This window comes from Streptomyces sp. NPDC044106, from assembly GCF_056433985.1.
In genome coordinates this window covers 73,093-94,975 of sequence record NZ_JBWKFZ010000010.1, presented here as the reverse complement: position 1 = coordinate 94,975, position 21,883 = coordinate 73,093, and the positions used below count along the sequence as shown (strand labels likewise).

General features: G+C 71.6%; 17 protein-coding genes and 1 tRNA gene. 6 read left to right on the top strand and 12 right to left on the bottom strand.

What is annotated here, in order from left to right:
* Nucleotides 1-227: 227 nt before the first annotated feature.
* Nucleotides 228-2,099 carry a translation elongation factor 4 gene (lepA, locus tag AC07DI_RS19465; RefSeq protein WP_384260205.1) on the bottom strand — a complete coding sequence of 624 codons (1,872 nt, stop codon included), beginning with the start codon at nucleotides 2,097-2,099 and terminating at the stop codon, nucleotides 228-230.
* 218 nt (nucleotides 2,100-2,317) lie between these two features.
* Here lepA and rpsT point away from each other — a divergent pair, with 218 nt between their 5' ends.
* Entirely contained in the window at nucleotides 2,318-2,578 is a 261-nt protein-coding gene (rpsT, locus tag AC07DI_RS19460) for a 30S ribosomal protein S20 (RefSeq protein ID WP_384260207.1), read from the top strand.
* Between the two features lie 524 nt (nucleotides 2,579-3,102).
* On the opposite strand, the gene holA is transcribed toward rpsT, so the two are convergent.
* Nucleotides 3,103-4,089, bottom strand: coding sequence for a DNA polymerase III subunit delta (holA, locus tag AC07DI_RS19455; protein WP_478905355.1), 987 nt, complete (start codon nucleotides 4,087-4,089; stop codon nucleotides 3,103-3,105).
* Between the two features lie 92 nt (nucleotides 4,090-4,181).
* Between holA and AC07DI_RS19450 the strand changes: the two genes are divergently transcribed.
* The gene (locus AC07DI_RS19450) at nucleotides 4,182-4,427 is read left to right on the top strand and encodes a hypothetical protein (RefSeq protein WP_384260212.1); all 246 of its coding nucleotides are present in this window, start codon (nucleotides 4,182-4,184) and stop codon (nucleotides 4,425-4,427) included.
* Nucleotides 4,428-4,481: 54 nt separating this feature from the next.
* On the opposite strand, the gene AC07DI_RS19445 is transcribed toward AC07DI_RS19450, so the two are convergent.
* The 6 genes from AC07DI_RS19445 to leuS all read right to left on the bottom strand — a co-directional run bounded on the left by AC07DI_RS19445 (nucleotide 4,482) and on the right by leuS (nucleotide 14,325).
* On the bottom strand, nucleotides 4,482-5,378 hold the full coding sequence (locus tag AC07DI_RS19445; protein WP_478905354.1) for a YceI family protein: 897 nt from the start codon (nucleotides 5,376-5,378) through the stop codon (nucleotides 4,482-4,484).
* A gap of 224 nt (nucleotides 5,379-5,602) precedes the next feature.
* A complete protein-coding gene (locus AC07DI_RS19440; RefSeq protein ID WP_478905353.1) occupies nucleotides 5,603-8,260 on the bottom strand; it encodes a ComEC/Rec2 family competence protein in 2,658 nt (885 codons plus the stop codon).
* Entirely contained in the window at nucleotides 8,257-9,549 is a 1,293-nt protein-coding gene (locus AC07DI_RS19435) for a ComEA family DNA-binding protein (RefSeq protein WP_478905352.1), read from the bottom strand. The genes AC07DI_RS19440 and AC07DI_RS19435 overlap by 4 nt, the downstream gene beginning before the upstream one ends.
* A 108-nt stretch (nucleotides 9,550-9,657) precedes the next feature.
* Nucleotides 9,658-10,506 (bottom strand): DegV family protein, encoded by an 849-nt coding sequence (locus tag AC07DI_RS19430; protein ID WP_478905351.1) that lies wholly within the window; start codon nucleotides 10,504-10,506, stop codon nucleotides 9,658-9,660.
* A gap of 111 nt (nucleotides 10,507-10,617) precedes the next feature.
* The gene (locus AC07DI_RS19425) at nucleotides 10,618-11,307 is read right to left on the bottom strand and encodes a hypothetical protein (RefSeq protein WP_478905350.1); all 690 of its coding nucleotides are present in this window, start codon (nucleotides 11,305-11,307) and stop codon (nucleotides 10,618-10,620) included.
* A 117-nt stretch (nucleotides 11,308-11,424) separates the two neighbouring features.
* Nucleotides 11,425-14,325: a leucine--tRNA ligase gene (gene leuS, locus AC07DI_RS19420; RefSeq protein WP_478905349.1), complete on the bottom strand. Its 2,901-nt coding sequence runs from the start codon at nucleotides 14,323-14,325 to the stop codon at nucleotides 11,425-11,427.
* A 397-nt stretch (nucleotides 14,326-14,722) separates the two neighbouring features.
* Here leuS and AC07DI_RS19415 point away from each other — a divergent pair, with 397 nt between their 5' ends.
* Both AC07DI_RS19415 and AC07DI_RS19410 read left to right on the top strand, forming a co-directional pair.
* Nucleotides 14,723-15,823 carry a ferric reductase-like transmembrane domain-containing protein gene (locus AC07DI_RS19415; RefSeq protein WP_478905348.1) on the top strand — a complete coding sequence of 367 codons (1,101 nt, stop codon included), beginning with the start codon at nucleotides 14,723-14,725 and terminating at the stop codon, nucleotides 15,821-15,823.
* On the top strand, nucleotides 15,820-17,412 hold the full coding sequence (locus tag AC07DI_RS19410; RefSeq protein ID WP_478905347.1) for an NADH-ubiquinone oxidoreductase-F iron-sulfur binding region domain-containing protein: 1,593 nt from the start codon (nucleotides 15,820-15,822) through the stop codon (nucleotides 17,410-17,412). The genes AC07DI_RS19415 and AC07DI_RS19410 overlap by 4 nt, the downstream gene beginning before the upstream one ends.
* A gap of 99 nt (nucleotides 17,413-17,511) precedes the next feature.
* Here AC07DI_RS19410 and AC07DI_RS19405 read toward each other — a convergent pair.
* A tRNA-Ala gene (locus tag AC07DI_RS19405) sits at nucleotides 17,512-17,584 on the bottom strand.
* 111 nt (nucleotides 17,585-17,695) lie between these two features.
* On the opposite strand from AC07DI_RS19405, the gene AC07DI_RS19400 reads away from it, so the two are divergent.
* A complete protein-coding gene (locus AC07DI_RS19400; RefSeq protein ID WP_478905346.1) occupies nucleotides 17,696-18,910 on the top strand; it encodes a glycosyltransferase 87 family protein in 1,215 nt (404 codons plus the stop codon).
* On the opposite strand, the gene AC07DI_RS19395 is transcribed toward AC07DI_RS19400, so the two are convergent.
* The 3 genes from AC07DI_RS19395 to AC07DI_RS19385 all read right to left on the bottom strand — a co-directional run bounded on the left by AC07DI_RS19395 (nucleotide 18,879) and on the right by AC07DI_RS19385 (nucleotide 20,835).
* Nucleotides 18,879-19,112 carry a hypothetical protein gene (locus AC07DI_RS19395; protein ID WP_016643127.1) on the bottom strand — a complete coding sequence of 78 codons (234 nt, stop codon included), beginning with the start codon at nucleotides 19,110-19,112 and terminating at the stop codon, nucleotides 18,879-18,881. The two genes, AC07DI_RS19400 and AC07DI_RS19395, sit on opposite strands and share 32 nt — an antisense overlap.
* 3 nt (nucleotides 19,113-19,115) lie before the next feature.
* Nucleotides 19,116-19,298 (bottom strand): hypothetical protein, encoded by a 183-nt coding sequence (locus AC07DI_RS19390; protein ID WP_384260231.1) that lies wholly within the window; start codon nucleotides 19,296-19,298, stop codon nucleotides 19,116-19,118.
* Nucleotides 19,299-19,368: 70 nt separating this feature from the next.
* Nucleotides 19,369-20,835, bottom strand: a complete 1,467-nt coding sequence (locus tag AC07DI_RS19385; protein WP_478905345.1) for an MFS transporter — start codon at nucleotides 20,833-20,835, stop codon at nucleotides 19,369-19,371.
* A gap of 111 nt (nucleotides 20,836-20,946) precedes the next feature.
* Here AC07DI_RS19385 and AC07DI_RS19380 point away from each other — a divergent pair, with 111 nt between their 5' ends.
* A complete protein-coding gene (locus AC07DI_RS19380; protein ID WP_478905548.1) occupies nucleotides 20,947-21,882 on the top strand; it encodes a helix-turn-helix transcriptional regulator in 936 nt (311 codons plus the stop codon).
* Nucleotide 21,883: the final 1 nt, after the last annotated feature.

The following is a 21,883-nucleotide window of genomic DNA, read 5'->3' as shown; positions in this document are numbered from 1 at the left end:
CTGCTTCTTACCTGTCTTCTGACATCCCTGCGGCTACTTGTTTAACTTGCGAGTAACCTACGAGTGGTGATCAGAGTAGAGCCCGGACGCCCGACGCGTAAGGGGCTACTGGCTGTCACTTCCTCCAGATCCGCATACGGAAACGGACCCGCCCGCCGGAACGCGCCGCGGGCCCGATGCGTGTGCACCGGGCCCGCTCGGCCGTGGCTCCGCCACGGCCGGGACGACTACTTCTTGGCCTTGCCGGGGCCGCTGTCGTCGCTGGAGAGCACGGCGATGAAGGCCTCCTGCGGCACCTCGACGGAGCCGACCATCTTCATCCGCTTCTTGCCCTCCTTCTGCTTCTCCAGGAGCTTGCGCTTACGGGAGATGTCACCGCCGTAGCACTTGGCGAGGACGTCCTTGCGGATGGCGCGGATGGTCTCGCGGGCGATGACCCGGGAGCCGATCGCCGCCTGGACGGGCACCTCGAAGGCCTGGCGCGGGATGAGCTCGCGCAGCTTGGCGACGAGCCGCACGCCGTACGCGTACGCCTGGTCCTTGTGCGTGACCGCCGAGAAGGCGTCGACCTTGTCGCCGTGCAGCAGGATGTCGACCTTGACGAGCTGCGCGGACTGCTCGCCGGTGGGCTCGTAGTCCAGCGAGGCGTAGCCGCGCGTCTTGGACTTCAGCTGGTCGAAGAAGTCGAAGACGATCTCGGCGAGGGGCAGCGTGTAGCGGATCTCGACGCGGTCCTCGGAGAGGTAGTCCATGCCGAGCATGACGCCGCGCCGGTTCTGGCAGAGCTCCATGATCGAGCCGATGAACTCGCTGGGCGCGAGGATCGTGGCGCGCACGACGGGCTCGAAGACCTGGTCGATCTTGCCCTCGGGGAATTCACTCGGGTTGGTGACCGTGTGCTCGGCGCCGTCCTCCATGATCACGCGGTAGACCACGTTGGGGGCGGTGGCGATCAGGTCGAGCCCGAACTCGCGCTCCAGGCGCTCGCGGATCACGTCGAGGTGCAGCAGCCCCAGGAAACCGACGCGGAAGCCGAAGCCGAGCGCGGCGGAGGTCTCCGGCTCGTAGACCAGCGCGGCGTCGTTGAGCTGCAGCTTGTCGAGGGCCTCGCGCAGGTCGGGGTATTCCGAGCCGTCCAGCGGATAGAGACCCGAGAAGACCATCGGCTTCGGGTCCTTGTAGCCGCCGAGCGCCTCGGTCGCGCCCTTATGCAGGGAGGTGATCGTGTCACCGACCTTGGACTGACGGACGTCCTTGACGCCGGTGATGATGTAGCCCACCTCGCCGACGCCGATGCCGTCGGCCGGGGTCATCTCGGGCGACGAGACGCCGATCTCAAGCAGCTCGTGCGTGGCTCCGGTGGACATCATCCGGATCCGCTCGCGCTTGTTGAGCTGGCCGTCGACGACTCGTACGTACGTGACGACGCCGCGGTAGGAGTCGTAGACGGAGTCGAAGATCATCGCGCGGGCCGGGGCGTCCGCGACGCCGACCGGCGGCGGGATCTCGGCGACGGCCTTGTCGAGCAGCGCCTCGACGCCCATGCCGGTCTTCGCGGAGACCTTCAGGACGTCCTCGGGCTCGCAGCCGATGAGGTTGGCGAGCTCCTCGGAGAACTTCTCCGGCTGCGCGGCCGGGAGGTCGATCTTGTTCAGTACGGGGATGATCTTGAGGTCGTTCTCCATCGCCAGGTAGAGGTTGGCGAGAGTCTGCGCCTCGATGCCCTGGGCCGCGTCGACCAGGAGGATCGTGCCCTCACAGGCCGCGAGCGAGCGTGAGACTTCATACGTGAAGTCCACGTGGCCCGGGGTGTCGATCATGTTGAGGATGTGGGTCCTGCCGACGTCCGGGCCCTCGCTCGGGGCCCAGGGCAGACGCACCGCCTGGGACTTGATCGTGATGCCGCGCTCGCGCTCGATGTCCATGCGGTCGAGGTACTGAGCACGCATCTGCCGCTGCTCCACCACACCGGTGAGCTGGAGCATGCGGTCGGCGAGCGTGGACTTGCCGTGGTCGATGTGCGCGATGATGCAGAAATTGCGAATCAGCGCCGGGTCGGTACGGCTCGGCTCGGGCACATTTTTAGGGATCGCGGGCACGCAGGGTCCTGTCTCTTGAGGCGCCTGTCGCCTCGGGTCGGATCTATACGTAGGTTCCATCGTCCCACGGGTGCGGCACTGCGCCCGGTTTGGGCCGGTGGGAGGACGGCTGATATCGTGGACAGCTGTGTCTCGTAGCCCCTCTCGGGCGTCGAGGCGCGTGTCATAACACTCATCTGCAGTACCTCTGCAGTACCTGAACCTGAAAAGGCTCTTTCGTGGCGAACATCAAGTCCCAGATCAAGCGGATCAAGACCAACGAGAAGGCGCGTCAGCGCAACAAGGCGGTCAAGTCTTCGCTGAAGACCGCGATCCGCAAGGCCCGCGAGGCCGTTGCCGCCGGTGACGCCCAGAAGGCTGCCGAGCTCACGCGTGAGGCCACGCGCCAGCTCGACAAGGCCGTCTCCAAGGGTGTCATCCACAAGAACCAGGCCGCCAACAAGAAGTCGGCGCTTGCTTCGAAGGCTTCGTCCCTCTAAGGACTGAACCCCTCACCCCGGTCCGCCGGGGCACTGATCAATCCTCCCGCGAGGGTAATTCGAGCCCTCTACCTCGAATCGCGGACAGACCACGCAGTACGCCACGCTGCGACGATGCCCCCGGCCCACTCCGGGGGCATCGCTGTGTCCGGGGGTCGCGCTGTTGTGGTCTGAGGGTGCTGCTGGGGGTGCTGAAGGCGGGGGCGCTGGGGGCGGGGGCGCTGGGGGCGCTTTTCAGGGGCGCGGGGAACTGCGCACAGAGCCCGGCTTACCCGCGGAATCGAAGACGTCATGGATGGGCGCCCGTAAGGGGCGCGGGGAACGGCGCGCCCAGCCACGGCCGACCGGCAGAATCGAAGACGTCCTGGGGCCCCCTCAAGGGGCGCGGGGAACTGCGCGACAAGCCACGGGCTACCCGCAGAATCGAAGACGTCGTGGACGGGCGCCCTTAGGGGCGCGGGGAACTGCGCGACAAGCCACGGCTACCCGCAGGGACCATCCCCGCCCAGCCCGCGCAGCACCACTCACCCCCGCCCGGCGCGAGCCGCCCGCACAATCGCCACGACCGCCTTCTCCAACGCGTACTCGGGATCGTCCCCGCCCCCCTTGACCCCCGCGTCAGCCGCCGCGACCGCGGTGAGCGCGGCAGCCACCCCGTCCGGAGTCCAGCCCCGCATCTGCTGACGCACCCGATCGATCTTCCAGGGCGGCATGCCCAGCTCACGGGCAAGATCCGCGGGACGCCCCCCGCGCGCGGAGGAGAGCTTGCCGATCGCCCGGACACCCTGCGCGAGAGCACTGGTGATCATGACGGGCGCGACCCCGGTCGACAACGACCACCGCAACGCTTCGAGCGCCTCCGCGGCCCGCCCCTCGACGGCCCGGTCGGCCACCGTGAAGCTGGAGGCCTCCGCCCGCCCCGTGTAGTACCGCCCGACGACCTCCTCGTCGATCGTCCCCTCGACGTCGGCCGCCAGCTGGGAGACCGCGGACGCGAGCTCCCGCAGATCGCTGCCGATCGAGTCGACCAGGGCCTGGCACGCCTCGGACGTCGCCGAACGGCCGAGCACACGGAACTCGCTCCGCACGAACGAGAGCCGGTCCGCGGGCTTCGTCATCTTCGGGCAGGCGACCTCACGCGCCCCCGCCTTGCGCGCCGCGTCCAGCAGCCCCTTGCCCTTGGCACCGCCCGCGTGCAGCAGGACGAGGGTGATCTCCTCGGCAGGCGACCCGAGATACGCCTTGACGTCCTTGATCGTGTCCGCCGACAGATCCTGCGCGTTCCGCACGACGACGACCTTGCGCTCGGCGAAGAGCGACGGACTCGTCAGCTCGGCGAGCGTGCCGGGCTGGAGCTGGTCGGATGTGAGGTCCCGCACGTCCGTGTCCGCGTCGGCGGCGCGGGCGGCCGCGACCACCTGCTGCACGGCGCGGTCGAGGAGCAGGTCCTCCTGCCCCACGGCGAGCGTGAGAGGAACGAGCGGATCGTCGTTTGCTGTCTTCCTGGCCATCGCGGTCCAGCATCCCACGCACCACTGACAGCCCGCCCCACATGGCCCGCCCCGCGCCGTGCGCCCTCGTCCCCATGTCGGAGAATGGGCCCGTGACCGACGTACGACATGTCCTGGTACTGCCCGACCGCGACGCCGCGGAGGTGGTGGCCGCAGAGCTCCCCGACCGTTTCGGCGTGGCCGAGGAACCCCAACTCGTCCGCGACGCGCTGGCCGGGGAGGACGACGCCGAGGACGCCCAGTGGCTGGTCGTGGTCGAGGACCCCGATTCCCGCCTCGACCCGGCGACACTCGACGAACTGGCCGCCGAGCACGAGGGCTGGCTGGAAGCTCCCTAGTGGCGGTCGACCGGCCTTCCGGCGGAAGAGCGGCGGGAGCGGCGGGAGCGGCGGTCAGCTTTCGGCGCTGCTGCTCTTGGGGATGACCTGGATGTCGAGGTCGATCGTGATGCTGTGTCCGACGGCCGCGATGCCGCGCGCGAGCATCGTCTGCCACGTGATCGTGAAGTCGTCGCGGTGCAGCTCGGTGGTGGCACGGCAGGCGACACGGGTCTCCCCCTGGAGCCCCTTGCCGACCCCGAGGTACTCCGTGTCGAGCGTCACCGTACGCGTCACGCCGTGCAGCGTCAGGCCGCCGGATATCGCCCAGCGGCTGCCGCCCTTGTGGACGAAGCGATCGCTGTAGAACTCCATCGTCGGGAAGCGCGCCACGTCCAGGAAGTCGCCGGAACGCAGATGATCGTCGCGCATGGCGACCGCGGTGTCGATGGACGCCGCGTCGATGACGACGTGCATCGCGGAGTCCTCCATGCGCTCCCCCATCCGTATCGCGCCCGCGAAGGTGTTGAACCGGCCGCGGATGCGCGCGAGCCCGATGTGACGCGCGGTGAAGCCCACCGAGGAGTGCAGGGGGTCGATCTCCCAGTCGCCGGGCTCGGGCAGCGCGGGGGGCTGGGCGACCTGGAGCATGACGTCGCCGATCGAGGCGTGCGCGTCCTCCCCCACGGTGACGCTCGCCCGGTACGGCGTGAACCCCTCCGCGGAGACCGCGAGACGGTACTCCCCGGCCGGGGCCGCCGTCACGAACGAGCCGAAGGGGTCCGTACCCCCGCTGACCACCTTGCGCCCCAGAGCGTCGCTGACGACGAACTCCGCGTTCCGCACCGGTTCATTGACCGGGTCCAGCACCCGGCAGCTGAGCACCCCCGCACTCGACGGAACCGTGAGCGCCGACAACAGCCCCGTCCGTCCGGCCCGATTCAAACGGTTTCCCAGCCAACGGCCGAACACCCTGCGACACATCCCCGCGTTATCGACAACACCTGCAAACTGCAACGAAAGGGCATTCGATCACTGTTGCGGCTTTAGACGCAACACGGACCCAGATCGCTGCAATGCTGCCGATGCGCTTGAACTGTCGCGACTCACCCGAATTGCGGGACGGGGCGCGCGGAGACGGTGCGCGGGGTAGGGCGGTGCGCGCGGTGGGGTGGTGCGCGCGGTGGGGTGGTGCGCTAAGGCGGTCGGGTGGCCACTTCGAGCCGTGGCTTGTGCCCTCCCCCTGCCGCCACCACCGCGATCGCCCCGTCCGTGTCCGTGCGCAGCACCTCCGCTCCTCCCGCCCGCAGTGCCGCGAGCGTGACGGACGAAGGGTGACCATATGAGTTGTCGGCACCACAGGACACGAGCGCCAGCCTCGGTGCCGCCCTGCGCAGAAGCTCCGGGTCCTGATGGGCCGAGCCATGATGGGCGACCTTGAGCACGTCCACGGAGGCGAGGGCGGCGCCGGCCGGGGTGCGGAGCAGGGCCCGCTGGGCGGGCGGTTCGAGGTCCCCGAGGAGCAACAGAGTCAGTCCGCCCGTCCGTACGAGCCATGTGACACTCGCGTCGTTCGGCCCGTCGGGCCGCGGCACCGCCGGTGCGGCTGATGTTCCTGCGGACCCCGAGGATCCGGTTGCCCCCTCCGTTCCCGGCGGCCCCGTCGGCCCCGTCGGCCCTGACGGCCCTGACGGCCCCGGCCCCGACGGTCCCGGCGGCCAGAGCACCTGCCAGTCCAGCGGACCAGTCCGGCGCCGCTCCCCCGCCACGGCCGGGATCACCGGAATGCGCGCGGACGCCGCCTGCTCCCGTACGAACTCGGCCTGCTCCGGCGGCTCCCGGAACCCCGTCGTCTGGATCGCCCCAACCTCCCGCCCCCGCAACACCCCCGGCAGCCCCGCGACATGATCGGCATGGAAGTGGGTGAGCAGGATGAGCGGCACACGCGTGATCCCTAGCGAACGCAAGCAGCGGTCGGCCGCCACCGGGTCGGGCCCCGCGTCGACCACCACCCCCGCCCCGTCACCCGCGGACAGCACCATGGCGTCCCCCTGCCCGACATCGCACATCACAAGGCGCCACCCCGGCGGCGGCCAGCCTGCGATCACCCGGGTGACGGGCGGGGGCTGGACGACCACCAGGAAGAGCAGAATGGCGCAGGCAGCGATGAGCCACGGATGCCGCAGAAGCCTGCGGCCCACCACGACGAGGACCACCGTGGCGAGCGCGAGCAGGGCACCGCCGCGCCAGCCGCCCGGCCAGTCCATCCCGCTTCCGGGCAGTCCCGCCCCCGTACGGGCGATCCCCGCGATCCATCCGGTGGGCCAACTCGCGCCCCAGGCCAGCCCTTCGGCCACGGGCATCGCGACCGGCGCCACCGCCAGCGCCGCGAAGCCGAGCACCGTGGCGGGCGCGACGGCGAACTCGGCGAGGAGATTGCACGGCACCGCCACCAGACTCACCCGGGCCGCCAGGACGACGACAACGGGCGCACACACCGCCTGAGCCGCGGCCGCGGCGGCCAGCGCGTCGGCGAACCGCGGCGGCACACCCCGGCTCCGCAGCGCGGCACCCCAGCGAGGCGCGAGAGTGAGCAGCGCTCCGGTGGCGAGGACGGAGAGCAGGAATCCATAGCTCCGGGCCAGCCACGGGTCGTACAGGACGAGCAGCAGGACCGCCGTCGCCAGCGCCGGGATGAGGGACCTGCGTCGGCCGGTGGCGAGGGCGAGGAGCACGATCAACCCGCAGGCAGCGGCGCGCAGCACACTAGGGTCGGGCCGGCAGACGAGGACGAACCCGAGCGTGAGCGCCCCGCCGAGCAACGCCGTCGCGCGCAGCGGGATGCCCAATCTGGGCGCGAGCCCACGCCGTTCGACCCGTTGAGCGGTGCCCTGGGGGCCGATGAGCAGGACGAGCACCAGTGTGAGGTTCGCACCGCTCACGGCGAGCAGATGCGTGAGATCGGTCGACCGGAAGGCCTGGTCCAGCTCGGCCGGCACACGGGAGGTGTCCCCGATGACAAGCCCAGGAATCAGCGCTCTGGCGTCCGCGTCCAATCCCTCCGTGGCCTCACGCAGGCCGCCCCGCAGCTTCCCGGCCAGCCGTTGCGCCGCGGACGGGGCCCCGACCACGTGCGGGGCACGCTCCCCGGACACCCGTAGCACCGCCGCGACCTTGTCCCCCTCCGGCAACGGCGGAGCCAGGCGCCCATGCACCCGCAGCCGGGTCGACGGCAACAGCCTGAGCCACGCGCCGACGGGTTGCGAACCCTTCGCGGAGTCCGGTGCCTCCGTTCGCACGACGACCAGGACCGGGGTGCGCGTCCCGGTCGACGTGCCGTCGGTCCCCCTGACGCGGACGACCTCCGCGTCGAGGACTACGGCGGGCGGCATCATGTGCGCGCTCGCGACGCGGGGCCGGGTGCGGTGAGGGTCGGACGTGACCTCCAGCTCGACCTCCACCTGCGCGTATTCGCTCGCCAGGCCCGGAATCGGCCCCCGGCGCAGATCCGCGCCGTGCAGAGCCGCGGAAGCCGCCGCCCCGGCGACGCAGAGCAGGACCGCGGCCACCGAAAGCCGCCCCCAACCCCGCTGCCCCGCCAGTGCCCCGCGCTGCCCGGGCCCCCGCGCCCGGCGGTCCCGGGTCGTCCATGTCACCAGCAGCGCTCCGGCCACCAGGACGCAACCCACCACCGTGATGACCGCCCACCGGGCCGGAGCATCCACCATCAACGCGGCCGTCGCCCATGCCGCCAGGGCGGGCGGCACCAACCGGAGGTCGGCCGGGCCCTCCTGCCGAGGGTGCGAGGCACCGAGACGGTGACCCGACGCGACGTGAACCGCCGCGCGCGTCATGGCCGTACGAGATCTTGGAGGTCGGCGAAGCGCCGGTCACCGATGCCGTTGACCTCACGGAGCTCTTCGACCGAGCGGAAACCGCCGTGCTCGGCGCGGTAGTCGAGGATGTGCTGCGCCAACACGGGGCCAACGCCAGGCAGTTCGTCGAGCTGCTCGGCCGTGGCCGTGTTCAATCCGACCGGACCGGTAGCGGAGGCCGTTCCACCCATGCCTCCTGTGCTTCCCGTGCCTCCTGCACCTCCCGCCTGACCTACTGAACCGGCACTCGCCCCGGCACCGCCTCCGGCCGCCGTCGCGGGGGCGCCCACGACCACCTGCTCGCCGTCCACGAGGAACCGTGCTCGGTTGAGGCCGTACGTCTTCGTGCCGGGCCTGACCCCGCCCGCGGCTCGCAGGGCGTCCGCCACCCGGGACCCGGCGGGCAGCCGCCGCACCCCCGGATGGCGGACCTTTCCGCTGACGTCCACGACGATCCTGGCGCCCGCCACACCGCCGACCACAGCACCGCCCGGGCCACCAGGGCCGCCCGCCGACGTCTTCCCCGCCTGCGCCGGCACCCCCGGCGACGGAACCGGCTCCGCACCCCGCTGGTCGGCCCCCGCCTCGCCCACCACGTCGGGCGGTCGTACCGAGTGCGTCCGCCCGGCCCAGAAGTACTGAGCGGCGAAGGCCCCGGCGATCAGGAGGACCACGGCGAGCGCGGCGACGCCGCGCCGTTCGAGACCGCACCGTGACTGCAACCACACCGGCAGCCGTTCCCGCACGGCCAGTCCGATCCGCTCCCGCCAGGCGGACGGTCCCGGCGGCGCCCCCAGCCGTGCGGCGGAGACGTCGGGGCCAGCGGGCCCGGCGGCCTCCTCCACCTCATCCTCCCGCGCCCACCCAGGCACGGACCCGCGCAACCCGGAAGCGCCAGCAGCCGAGGCCTCCCCCACCAACGCCGCATCGGCAGCCGCCACATCCAGCCTCGGCGAACGCCGGGATGACTGCGGCTGCGGCTGCGGCTGCGGCTGAGACCAAGACTGCGACTTCGGCGGTCGCTGTGCCTGGGCCTGCACCTGCGCCTGCGCCTGCGCCCGAGACTGCGCTCCCACCCCTGACGGCGGCGGCTGAGACACCGGCTCGACGAAGAGCCTCTCCGCCCGCAGCCGTACCGCCTCCTCCGACGCGCTTCTGCGCCTGCCCCGCCCGCGGTCGTGACGGTGGTTCGCGCGGCCGTCGGACGCGGGGCCGCGACCGGGTCCGCTCGTTGCGGAAGAAGTCCTGGAAAGTGATCGAATCGCCATGCCGACGACGTTAGGCACCGCCGGGAAAAGTTGTTGATCTTGCTCAATTCCCGTGGATTACCCGGCAGTTGTGGAAAACTCCGTCACCCGTACGGGGGACGCCACACCTCACCGCCGCGGTGAGACCACAACCCCCAGCAGCCCCGGCCCCGTGTGCGCACCGATCACCGCGCCGACCTCGCTGACGTGCAGCTCCATGAGGCCCGGCACCCGCTCCCTGAGGCGCTCGGCGAGCACCGACGCACGCTCCGGCGCCGCCAGATGGTGCACCGCGATGTCGACCTGGCCTGCGCCGGCCCGCTCGACCACGATCTCCTCGAGGCGGGCGATCGCCTTCGAGGCCGTCCGCACCTTCTCCAGCATGTCGATGCGGCCACCGTCCAGCTTGAGCAGCGGCTTCACGGCCAGCGCCGAGCCCAGCAGGGCCTGCGCGGCACCGATGCGGCCGCCCCTGCGCAGATAGTCGAGGGTGTCGACGTAGAAGTACGCGGAGGTGTCGGCGGCCCGCTTCTCCGCGGCCGTCACCGCCTCGTCCACCGAAGCGCCCGTCTCCGCGGCCTGGGCCGCTTCGAGGGCGCAGAAGCCGAGGGCCATCGCGACCATGCCGGTGTCCACCACCCGTACCGGCACCGGCGCCTCCTTCGCGGCGACCACCGCGGCGTCGTACGTGCCGGAGAACTCCGCGGACAGATGCAGCGAGACGATGTCCGTGGCGCCCGCCTCGGCGGCCTTCCGGTACGCCTGCGCGAAGACCTCGGGGCTGGGCCGGGATGTGGTCACCGACTTCCGCTTCTGCAGCGCCTGGGCGAGGGACCGGGCCGAGATCTCGGTGCCCTCCTCCAGCGCCCGGTCCCCGAGGACCACGGTCAGAGGCACCGCGGTGATGCCGTGCCGCTCCATCGTCCGCTGCGGCAGGTAGGCCGTTGAATCCGTGACGATCGCGACATGGCGGGACATGAGCTGGAGGTTACCTGTCTGTTCCGCCGGGCGGCAGCCCGGCCCCTGGTCGCCCTGTTCCGGGAAGTTCCCCGTCCGTTCCGGTGGAGTTCCCCGTTCTCACCGGGCGAATCAGGTCGTGCTTTCGGGCTTGGTCTTCTTCTCCCACGGATACGTGGTCCTCGCGAGGGGCGGCGTGATCGCGGGCGGCGTCGGCTCGTGGGCCGCCTTCCGGTCGGCCTCGGACGGCTCGGGCCAGGTCTGCTCGGGGGCCGGCTCCTTCGTCCAGTGCCGCAGTGCGCCGGCCTCCATGTCGATCTGCGTGCTCAGCGAGTCCAGATCGTCGCCCGCGAAGCGGCGGGCCCGGTCCCGTGCCGACCAGCGCAGCGAGTCCGCCGCCTTGGTGATCTGCGCCGTGCGCTCCCGCAGTTCGGGAAGGCGCTCGGCCAGAGCGGCCTTGTCCGGGTCGCGCTCCAGACGCCGTAGCTCGTCGTCCAGCTCGTGCCCATGGGCGCTGAGCCGGTCGAAGAGGCCGAGGGTCTCCTTCAGTGAGGCGTCGTCGGCCGCGCCCGCGTGCAGGACGTCCTGCGTGGAGCGCATGGACGCACGCAACGAGAGCCGCAGCTGGGCCAATTCGGCGGCCGTGCCGACCTGCGCGAAGCTCTTGGCCCGGAGCGTGGTGTCCTCCACCGTCCGGCGGGCCTCCTGGATGGTGCGGTCCACGCCCCGCTTGGCGGCCCGGACCACCTTCACTGTCGCGTACACACCAAGCACAAAGAACAGCACGACCAGCAGCGCCACGATTGCGCCCACGGCTTCCATGACGCTCCTCTCCGCATCCCGTCCGCTCCAGCGACTCCTTCCACCGTAAACGGAGAAGGCAGGCCGGGGGTTCCAGCAGAACCCCCAACCTGCCCGTAGGGGAAGACCCCGATGCGGCTATGCCGGGACGATGTTCACCAGCTTCGGCGCCCGCACGATCACCTTGCGGATCCCGGCGCCGTCCAGCGCGGCGACGACCTTCTCGTCGGCCAGGGCCACCTTCTCCAGCTCGGCGTCGGAGATCGAGGGCGAGACCTCCAGGCGCGCCTTGACCTTGCCCTTGATCTGCACGACGCAGGTCACGGACTCGTCCACGACGTAGGCCGGGTCGGCGACCGGGAAGTCCCGGTGGACGACCGAGTCGGTGTGGCCCAGCTTGCGCCACAGCTCCTCGGCGATGTGCGGGGCCAGCGGCGCGATCAGCAGGACCAGGGTTTCCGCGACCGACCTCGGCACCGTGCCGCCCACCTTCGTCAGGTGGTTGTTCAGCTCGGTGATCTTGGCGATGGCGGTGTTGAACCGCATGCCGTCCAGGTCCTGGCGGACGCCGTCGATCGCCTTGTGCAGGGCGCGCAGGGTCGCCTCGTCGATGTCGGCGTCGGCGACGTCCGCGACGGTGACCTCGCCGGTCGACTCGTCGACGATCAGGCGCCACAGCCGCTGCAGCAGCCGGTACTGGCCGACCACCGCGCGCGTGTCCCAGGGGCGGGAGACGTCCAGGGGGCCCATCGCCATCTCGTACAGGCGCAGGGTGTCCGCGCCGTACTCGTCGCAGATCTCGTCCGGCGTGACGGCGTTCTTCAGGGACTTGCCCATCTTGCCCAGCTCGCGCTTGACCGGCTCGCCCTCGAAGTAGAACTTGCCGTCGCGCTCCTCCACCTCGGTGGCGGGCACCGGGAAGCCGCGGCTGTCCCGGTAGACGTACGCCTGGATCATGCCCTGGTTGTACAGCTTGTGGAACGGCTCGGCCGACGAGACGTGCCCCAGGTCGAACAGGACCTTCGACCAGAAGCGCGCGTACAGCAGGTGCAGCACCGCGTGCTCGGCGCCGCCCACGTACAGGTCGACGCCGCCGGTCGGCTGTCCCTCGCGGGGGCCCATCCAGTACTGCTCGACGGCCGGGTCGACCAGCCGCTGGTCGTTGCGCGGGTCCAGGTAGCGCAGCTCGTACCAGCAGGAACCGGCCCAGTTGGGCATGGTGTTGGTCTCACGGCGGTACTGCTTGGGTCCTTCGCCCAGGTCCAGGGTGACGTTGACCCAGTCCTCGTTGCGGGACAGCGGCGTCTCCGGAGAGGTGTCCGCGTCGTCCGGGTCGAAGGTGCGCGGGGAGTAGTCGTCGACCTCCGGCAGCTCCAGGGGCAGCATCGACTCGGGCAGCGCGTGGGCGACGCCGTCCTCGTCGTAGACGATCGGGAAGGGCTCGCCCCAGTAGCGCTGGCGGCTGAACAGCCAGTCGCGCAGGCGGAAGTTGACGGTGCCCTCGCCGATGCCGCGGGTGGCCAGCCAGCCGGTGATGCGGGCCTTGGCGCCCTCGACATCCATGCCGTCCAGCGAGATCTCCTGGTTGGACGAGTTGATCAGCTTCGCCTCGTACGAGGAGAAGGCGTCGTCCCACGTCCTGGGGTCGGTCCCGCGGTCGTCCGACGGCTCCACCACGCAGCGCATCGGCAGGTGGAAGGCGCGCGCGAAGGCGAAGTCGCGGCTGTCGTGCGCGGGGACGGCCATGATCGCGCCGGTGCCGTAGCCCATCAGGACGTAGTCGGCGATGAAGACGGGGACCTGCTCGCCACTGACCGGGTTGGTGGCGTAGACGCCGGTGAAGACGCCGGTCTTCTCCTTGGCGTCGGCCTGGCGCTCCACGTCGGACTTGGCCGCGGCGAAGGCGCGGTACTTGGCGACGGCCTCGGCCGGCGTGGCGTGCCCGCCGGTCCACACCTCGTGGGTGCCCTCGGGCCAGGCGGCCGGGACGACCTTGTCGACCAGGTCGTGCTCGGGCGCCAGGACCATGTAGGTCGCGCCGAACAGGGTGTCCTGACGGGTGGTGAATACGGTGATCCGGTCGCCCTCGATGCCCACGGGGAAGTCCACGCGGGCGCCTTCGGAGCGGCCGATCCAGTTGCGCTGCTGCAGCTTGATGGCGTCGGGCCAGTCCAGCGCGTCCAGGTCGTCCAGCAGCCGGTCGGCGTAGGCGGTGATGCGCATGTTCCACTGGCGCAGCTTGGCCTTGAAGACGGGGAAGTTGCCGCGCTCGGAGCGGCCGTCGGCGGTGACCTCCTCATTGGCCAGGACGGTGCCCAGGCCGGGGCACCAGTTGACGGGCGCGTCGGAGGCGTAGGCCAGGCGGTATCCGCTCAGGACCTCGGCGCGCTCCGCGGCGTCCAGCTCGCTCCACGCGCGCGTGGCGCCCGGTACGGCGCGGTCACCGCTCTCGAACTGCGCGACCAGGTCGGCGATCGGACGGGCCTTGCCCGCGTCGGCGTCGTACCAGGAGTTGAAGATCTGGACGAAGATCCACTGGGTCCACTTGTAGTACTCGGGGTCGATCGACGCGAACGAACGCCGCTTGTCGTGCCCCAGGCCCAGCGCGCGCAGCTGGGCCTTCATGTTCGCGATGTTGGCCTCGGTGGAGACCCGCGGGTGGGTGCCCGTCTGGACGGCGTACTGCTCGGCGGGCAGGCCGAAGGCGTCGAAGCCCAGGGTGTGCAGGACGTTGTGCCCGGTCATGCGCTGGAAGCGCGCGAAGACGTCCGTGGCGATGTAGCCCAGGGGGTGGCCGACGTGCAGGCCCGCTCCGGAGGGGTACGGGAACATGTCCATGATGAACTTCTTGGGCTTGGCCACCAGTGCGGCCTCCGCCTCGTTCCGCGCGGCCATGTCGCCGCTCGGGTTCGGCGCCTCGTAGGTGCCTTCGGCGTCCCAGAAGTCCTGCCAGCGTGCCTCGATCTCAGCGGCCAGAGCGGCCGTATAGCGGTGCGGCGCGGCCACCTCGGAAGCGGCAGCAGAATTCGTCTCGCTCATGATCCTCAAAGCTCCATCGATCGTCTCTGCCTGCGGAATTGACCGGGCGGGTCAAACAAAAATGCCCCTCGCACAGGAGGGGACGCCGCGCCGATTCCCACCGCTATTCACCGGCGGTGGGGACTGATCAGCGCGGCCCGCTAAGCAGAAGGCGTACGGCACGCATGGCGTCAGGGTACCGCAGCGCCCGTGCGGCCCGCGACGGCCTTCCCGGGCGCCGCCAGGAACACGCGGCGACCCCAGCCCTTGGCCAAGGGTTACTCCGCGTACCGCCCATTATCGGGGCAACACCAAGATCGTGTCGCGCTTTGATAACAACGCAATAACTCAAACCTCGTACCCACCGGTATGGAGCGACTTAGCATGCGGCGGGACCGAACCATTTCGGAGTCGCCCCATGAACCCTCTGCACCCGCACCGCAAGAGCCGTTCCCAGCCCCGACCGTCTCCACGTTCGATTTCGCGTTCTTCCCTCGGATCCGTTCCGCCTTCGCGGGCGCTGAGCGCCGGAGCGCTGTTCCTGATACCCGTCCTCGTCTTCGCGGGCAGCGACGGATTACGGGCCGCCCTCGACTTCACCGCCGGTGTGCTGTCCCTGGTCTCGCTCACCGCCGCCGTCGTCTGGGGCCTGGTCGCCACGGACCGCCTGTTCCTGCGCTCGCGCCAGCGCCTGCTCGCCCAAGCCGTGCACCGGGCCACCTCGGTCTCCGCGATCGGCTTCCTGCTGCTGCACGGCACCGTCAAGGTCGCCCTGGACCACGTGTCACTGTTCGGCGCGGTCATGCCGTTCGGACTCGGCGTCACCGGCAGCGCCGGGCTCATCGGGCTCGGCTCCCTCGCGGGCCTGCTCATGATCGCCACCGGCGTCACCGGCGCCCTGCGCAGCGCCTTCGCCTCCCCCGCGCGCATCGCGTCACGGTGGCGCGCGCTGCACATGCTGGCCTACCCGGCCTGGTGCTCGGCGCTCGTCCACGGCCTGTACGCGGGCCGCGAGCCGAAGCCGTGGGTGGTCGCCCTGTACTGCCTGTGCCTGGTCGCGGTCGCCGGAGCCCTGGCGCTGCGCACGGCGCCGCTCCCGGTCAAGCGGAAGGTCGCCGCGCGCATCCTGGCCCTGCTCGAACCGGAACCCCCCGTCCCGCCCCGCGAAGAGCCTCCCGCGCGGGACACCGCCTCCGCACCGGACCCGGCGATCGGCATCTCGGCGGCCTACCACGCGCTGGCCCCCGACGCCCCGGCCCCGCACGCCGCCGTCCCCGCCCCCCGCACCGCACCCGACGCCCGCTGGCCCGCCCCCTGCCCGCCGCCGCCCACCGAGTCCCCCTACATCGCACCTCAGCCCACCTACGGCACGATCCCCCAGCCCGTCCACGACCCTTCGTACGACGCCCCCCTCGACCCCGCGTACGACAGTGGCCCCGCCACCGAGCCGCTGCCCCGGCCCTTTCGGGCCCCCAGCTCGGGCGAGCCCTGGAACGCCGCCACCGGAGGCCATCCGTGAACGCGCCGCTGCCCGACGTCCCCGAGGTCCGCGTCGTCGGCCTGCCCCTGCTCACCTCGGGCTTCGATCTCGTCGAACGCCTGGACCTGGCCATGCACCTGAAGGTGCACGGCCCCCTGGAGCCCATGGCGGGCGAACCGCTCGCCCGGCTCGCCGAGCACATCGCGCTGCGCGGCCGGGGCGGCGCGGGCTTCCCGTTCGCCCAGAAGCTGCGGGCCGTCGCCGACGCGGCGATACGTCGCGGCGTACGCCCCGTGGTCGTCGTCAACGGCAGCGAGGACGAGCCCGCCTGCCGCAAGGACACCGTCCTGCTCAACCGCGCCCCGCACCTCATCCTGGACGGCGCCCTGCTCGCCGCCGAGGCCCTGGGGGCGCGCACCCTCGTCATCGGCGTGACGCGCGACTCCACCGAGGCCTCGATGCGCACCGCCCTGGCCGAGCGGGGCCTCGGCGACCGGCGCGGACCGGCCCTTCGCGCGCGCGTGCAGCGCAATCCGGTGCGCATGGTCACCGGGGAGTCCTCCGCCCTGGTCCGCTCGGCGGACGGCGGCCCGCCGCTGCCCCCGGGGCGGAAGGCGCGTACGTCCGACTCCGGAGTGGGCGGCGCCCCCACCCTGCTCTCCAACGCGGAGACCTTCGCCCAGCTCGCCGTCGCCGCCCGGACCGGAGCCGACCGCTACTGCCGCACCGGACTGCGCGACGAGCCCGGCACTGTCCTGCTGACCCTCTCCGGAGCGGTCGCCCGGCCGATGGTCGTCGAAGTGCCCACCGGAGTGCCGCTGAGCTACGTCCTCCAGCTCGCCGGTGCCCCCGCACTGCCCCAGGGGGTGCTCACGGGCGGCTATCACGGCAAGTGGCTCGACGGCATCACGGCACACGACGCGGTCGTCTCACGCGCGTCCCTGGACGCCTGCGGGGGCGCGCTCGGCGCCGGGGCGATCCTGCCGATCGGCGAGGGCACCTGTGCGCTCGGTGAGTCGCTGCGCGTCGCGAAGTGGCTGGCCGGCGAGAGCGCCGGGCAGTGCGGCCCCTGCTACCTCGGCCTCCCCGCGGCGGCCCGTGGCCTCGCGGACGTCCTTAAGGGCGGCGGGCCGACCGCTCTAGAAGCGCTGCGCGAGGTGACCCGGGCGGTGAAGCGGCGCGGGGCGTGCAAGCACCCGGACGGCTCGGCGGCCTTCCTGGAGTCGACGGTCTCGACGTTCACGGACGACCTCGCGGCACACGTCCTGGGCAGTGGCTGCGGCCGTCCCGTCGAGGGGTTCCTGCCCCTCCAGGAGGACGAGCCCCCGGCCGAGGCGCCAAGCGGCCGCACACTGGCCGTCGACTGGACGCTCTGCCAGGGCCACGGGCTGTGCGCGGACATCGTCCCCGAACTGATCCAGTTGGGCCCGGACGGCTTCCCTTCGGTGGCGGAAGCGTCCGTACCGCGCTACTCCGAAGCACGCGCCGCGCGCGCCGTGCGCCGCTGCCCGGCACTCGCGCTGCGCATCGAGGAGCCCGCGAAGACCACGCCGCGAGCCGGATCGGCGCTGCCCGCGGCGCTCCCGCCGGGCCGGCGCCGCAGGGCGCTCGGCAGCGGACGGCAGTGACGGCGCGGCGCAGGGCGGTGACGGCGGAGCGGTGACGGCCGGATCCCGATCACGACGAAAAAGCGGGCCACCCGATCCGGGTGGCCCGCTCATATCCTGTGGAGCTAAGGAGAATTGAACTCCTGACCTCCTGCATGCCATGCAGGCGCTCTACCAACTGAGCTATAGCCCCTTGCCTGTCCGCCCGGTTCCCCCGGCGGCTCCGCCAACATTACACGGTCATACCCGTGCTCCACCAAATCGTTTCCGGTCTGGGTGGATACGGCCGGTACTGTCAGCCTTCGTGACCGTGATCGCGCTCGCCGCCGTCCGCCGCCGCGTGCCGCTGGCCGCCGGGGCCTGCCTGCTCTCCTTCACGGCCTTCTGGCTCGCGCAGCGCGCCGCCGACGTCTCGATGATCGACCTGATGGTCTACCGGGCCGAGGGCGCGACCGTGCGCGCGGGCGGCGACCTCTACGCCCTGCGCACCACCGAGGCCCATCTGCCGACCACCTACCCGCCGTTCGCCGCGCTCCTGTTCACCCCGCTGACGCTCCTCGCCACGGCGGACCTGCGCGCCCTCGCGACCCTGGCCAACCTGCTGCTCCTGGTCGGCTTCGCGCACCTCTCCCTGCGGCTGATCCACGGCGAGCGCCGCGCGCGCGTGGAGGGTGCTCTCTGGGTGTCCGCCCTCGCCGTCTGGTGCGAGCCGGTTTGGACGACGCTGCGCTACGGGCAGATCAATCTGCTGCTCGCCGTCCTCGTCCTGTGGGACCTGTCCCGGCACCCCGGGCACCGCTGGGCGGGCACGGGCATCGGCATCGCGGCGGCGATCAAGCTCACCCCCGCGCTCTTCGCCGCGTTCCTGCTGCTCACCGGCGCCGCCGAAGCCCTGCGGAGCGGACCGTGGCGGCCGGCGGTGCGCGCCGCTTGTGTGGCGGTCGTCTCGTTCGCCGGCGCGACGCTCCTCACGGCCGCCGTCCTGCCGTACGACTCGCGGCGCTTCTGGACGCGGATGGTCTTCCAGGCGGGCCGGGTCGGGTTCGCCGAGGACACCGCGAACCAGTCGGTGCGCGGCGTCCTCGCCCGGTCGCTGCACACCGGGGAGCCCGGGGCGCGCTGGGCCCTCGCCGCGGCCGTGACCGGGGTGCTCGGTCTGGCGGTCGCGGTGGCCGCCGCGCTGCGCGGGGAACGGGCCTGGGCCGCGCTCGCCTGCGCGGCGACGGCGCTCCTGGTGAGCCCGGTGTCGTGGTCGCACCATTGGGTGTGGTGCGTGCCGATGGTGCTGCTCCTGGGGTCCGAGGCGGTGCGCCGGGGCGGCCGGGCGCGGTGGGCCGGCACCGGAGCCGCGTGCCTGGTCTTCTGCTCGTACGCCCTGTGGTGGGTGCCGCACGGAGCGGGACGGCGCGAACTCGCCCAGAACTGTGGCCAGATGACGCTGTCGGCCCTCTACGTAGTGACCGCTTTCGGGTTCCTCCTGGTGGCGCTCACGCGGTGGCGAACGAGTAGAACCGCTTGAGCGTGCAGTGCTCGTCAAGCAGCCGGCCGTAGATCGGCTCCCCTTCGAGTTCGCGGTACGTCTCGATGGGATCGCCTTTTATGATCAGCGCCCGTGCGCATTCCTCGCACCAGTACTGATAGTCCGGGTTGACCGGTTCCATGTCGCGGACGATCGGTGTGCCACTGCCGCACCAGTCGCATTTCCGCCTGTGTGCACCCATCGATCAGCTCCAGCTGTGGCCGCAGGCGGTACACACGTACGAGACTCCGCCATTGTCACCCAGAACTTGGGCGACGTTGGTCGAGCCGCAGGAAGGGCAGTTGAGGAGCGTGCGGAGCGCGGCACGCTCTCGTACGGCCGCCGCTTCGAAGAGGCGGTCGGCCTCTCCGAGGATGCTCGCAGGCATCGCGCTCTCCCTCCCGTCGGGCTGCGTCTCCTTCCGGCCGTCCGATTCTGCCACGCTCCGAGCGGACCGGTCAGCGACGCATTCGTACCAGTCCGGACACGGCACCGAGCGCGGCCACCGCAGCCAGCGCGTAGGCGCACACCAAGAGCGCGCTCCCCGAGGTATACGCCCCAGGTGCACCTGCCGACTCAAACCGGTTCAGGAAAAGCGCGCCGAAGCAGGCGACACCGGTCAGCTGACCGAGCTGGGTGACCGTCGCGAGCAGGCCGCTGGCGTCCGCCGCGTCCTCGGCGGGCACCGTGGCGAGCGTGCGGGTGAGGGTCGGGCTGAAGCCGAGGGAGAGCCCCGCGCCCACTCCGGTGAGAGCCGCGTAGAGCCCGGGTCCGCCGTCACCGCCGTCCCTGAGCAGCAGCCCCACGGCGGCCGTCGACACCGCGGTCAGCGCGAAACCGCCGGGGATAAGGACGCGTTGGACCGCCTGCGGCCAGCGCCGCCAGGTCAGGCCGACCAGGCCGAAGACCGCGGCGGTCGGCGCGAAGGTGAGACCGGCCCGCAGCGCGCTGTGGCCGAGGCCGCCCTGGACGTGCAGGGTGAGCACGAACAGGAAGCCTCCGTTGACGGCCATCACGGCCCAGATCCGGAAGACCGCGAGGCCCGCGCCCGGCGTCCGCAGGATCCGGGGCGCGATCAGCGGCGCCCCACCCCGCCGGGCGAGCCGGGACTCGTACGCGCAGAAGAGCGCGAAGCAGACCGCGGCGGCGGTCATCGAGAGCAAGGACCACAGCGGCCAGCCCTTCTGCTGCCCGAGCACCAGTGGCACCGTGAAGAGCGAGACGGCGGCGCCGAGCAGCACAAGACCGGGCAGGTCGAGCCCGCGTGCCCGGCCCGCCGCCCGCTCCCCGCGGTCGTCGCGCGGCAGCATCCGCACCGCCACGGCGAGGAGGACCGCCCCGACCGGCACGTTGACCAGGAACACCGGGCGCCAGCCGGTGCCGAACAGGTCGGCGCTGACGAGGACCCCGCCGAGCACCTGCCCCGCGGCGGCGCCGGTCGCGAGGACCGCCGCGTACGCGCCGAGCGCCTTCGTCCGCGCCTCACCCGCGAAGTTCCGCTGGATCAGGCTGAGCACCTGCGGGATGAGGACCGCGGCGCCCGCGCCCTGCAGCAGCCGGAAGGCGATCAACGCGTCGGCGCTGCGGGCGAGTCCGCAGGCGAGCGAGGCCGCCGTGAAGACCGTGAGCCCCGCCAGGTAGACCCGGCGGTGGCCGACGCGGTCGCCGAGCCGCGCGCCGGTGATCAGGAGGACGGCGTACGTGATGGTGTATCCGGCCACCACCAGCTGCAACTCTGCCCCGGACGCGTGCAGTTCGCCGCGGATGGTGGGCGCCGCGACATTGACGATGAAGACGTCGAGCAACGCCATGAACTGGGCGGCCAGCACGATCGGGAGCAGCAGCCGGGGCCGGTTGTCAGTGCCGGGCGCTTTACTGGTTACGGGAGTTGAGCCCGCGGGTGCGGGTGGGGAGGTCGTCGTCATGCCACGAGCGTGGAGGCGGTTCGGTACGGGTGACGAGAGCCCGCCGATGCTGGTACTGACAGCACCTGTCAGCGACCGCGGCGGGCAGGGACGATGGGGGACGTGACCACGATGACGAGCGCACCAGGGGATACGGGAGCGCCCGCGCGGGGCCGCCCGGCCGCGGGTCGGCGGCGCCGCTCCGAGCTCGCCGCCTTCCTGCGCGGCCGCAGGGCCCGGGTGACACCGGCCGACGTGGGGATGGCCCCGGGCCTGCGCCGCCGCACGCCGGGGCTGCGCCGCGAGGAGGTCGCCCAGCTCTCCGGGGTCGGCGTCACCTGGTACACCTGGCTCGAACAGGGCCGCCCGATCAACGCCTCGCCCCAGGTCCTGGACGCCGTGGCGCGCACCCTGCGCCTCGACCAGCCGGAGCGCGAGCATCTCTACCACCTGGCCGAGGTGCCGTACGCCCCGGGCCGCGAGGCCGCGGCGCAGGCGGTGGACGCGGAGATCCAGGGCATCCTCGACGCCATGGACCCCCAGCCCGCGGTGGTCTACAACGCGCGGTACGACATCCTCGCCACCAACCCCGCCTACCGCGCCCTCTTCCTCCTCCCCCAGGCCCCCGGCACCGGCGTCCCGAACGTGCTGTGGGCGCTGTTCACCGTGCCGGCCGAGGAGTGCCCGCTGGTCTTCCGCGACTCGGAGCTGCCAGTCATGGTGGCCACCCTGCGCAGCGCCTACGGCCCGCATGTGGGCGAGCCCGCCTGGGAGAGCTTTCTGCGCAGGCTGTCCGCCGCGAGCCCGTACTTCGCGGAGCTCTGGAACAGCGGCGACGTGATACTTCCGGGACCGCGCGTGAAGACCGTCCGGCACCGCGCGGTAGGTGAGCTGCGCATGACATCCGTCTCCCTGAGCATCGATGGGATGCCGGAATGCCGGATGGTCGTCTACACCCCGGACGACGAGGAGAGCAGACGGCACACGGCGCGGCTGCACCGGCTGAGAACGACGGCGGTGGCGGCGGCAGCGGCGGCTTCGGGGACACAAGAAAATCCCGCCCCCTGAC

Coding starts and splice junctions, on each gene's coding strand:
- holA (WP_478905355.1), bottom strand. CDS start 4,089: ATGGCCAGGAAGACAGCAAACGACGATCCGCTCGTTCCTCTCACGCTC.
- AC07DI_RS19440 (WP_478905353.1), bottom strand. CDS start 8,260: ATGACGCGCGCGGCGGTTCACGTCGCGTCGGGTCACCGTCTCGGTGCC.
- AC07DI_RS19435 (WP_478905352.1), bottom strand. CDS start 9,549: ATGGCGATTCGATCACTTTCCAGGACTTCTTCCGCAACGAGCGGACCC.
- AC07DI_RS19430 (WP_478905351.1), bottom strand. CDS start 10,506: ATGTCCCGCCATGTCGCGATCGTCACGGATTCAACGGCCTACCTGCCG.
- AC07DI_RS19425 (WP_478905350.1), bottom strand. CDS start 11,307: ATGGAAGCCGTGGGCGCAATCGTGGCGCTGCTGGTCGTGCTGTTCTTT.
- leuS (WP_478905349.1), bottom strand. CDS start 14,325: ATGAGCGAGACGAATTCTGCTGCCGCTTCCGAGGTGGCCGCGCCGCAC.
- AC07DI_RS19415 (WP_478905348.1), top strand. CDS start 14,723: ATGAACCCTCTGCACCCGCACCGCAAGAGCCGTTCCCAGCCCCGACCG.
- AC07DI_RS19395 (WP_016643127.1), bottom strand. CDS start 19,112: ATGGGTGCACACAGGCGGAAATGCGACTGGTGCGGCAGTGGCACACCG.
- AC07DI_RS19390 (WP_384260231.1), bottom strand. CDS start 19,298: ATGCCTGCGAGCATCCTCGGAGAGGCCGACCGCCTCTTCGAAGCGGCG.
- AC07DI_RS19385 (WP_478905345.1), bottom strand. CDS start 20,835: ATGACGACGACCTCCCCACCCGCACCCGCGGGCTCAACTCCCGTAACC.
- AC07DI_RS19380 (WP_478905548.1), top strand. CDS start 20,947: ATGACGAGCGCACCAGGGGATACGGGAGCGCCCGCGCGGGGCCGCCCG.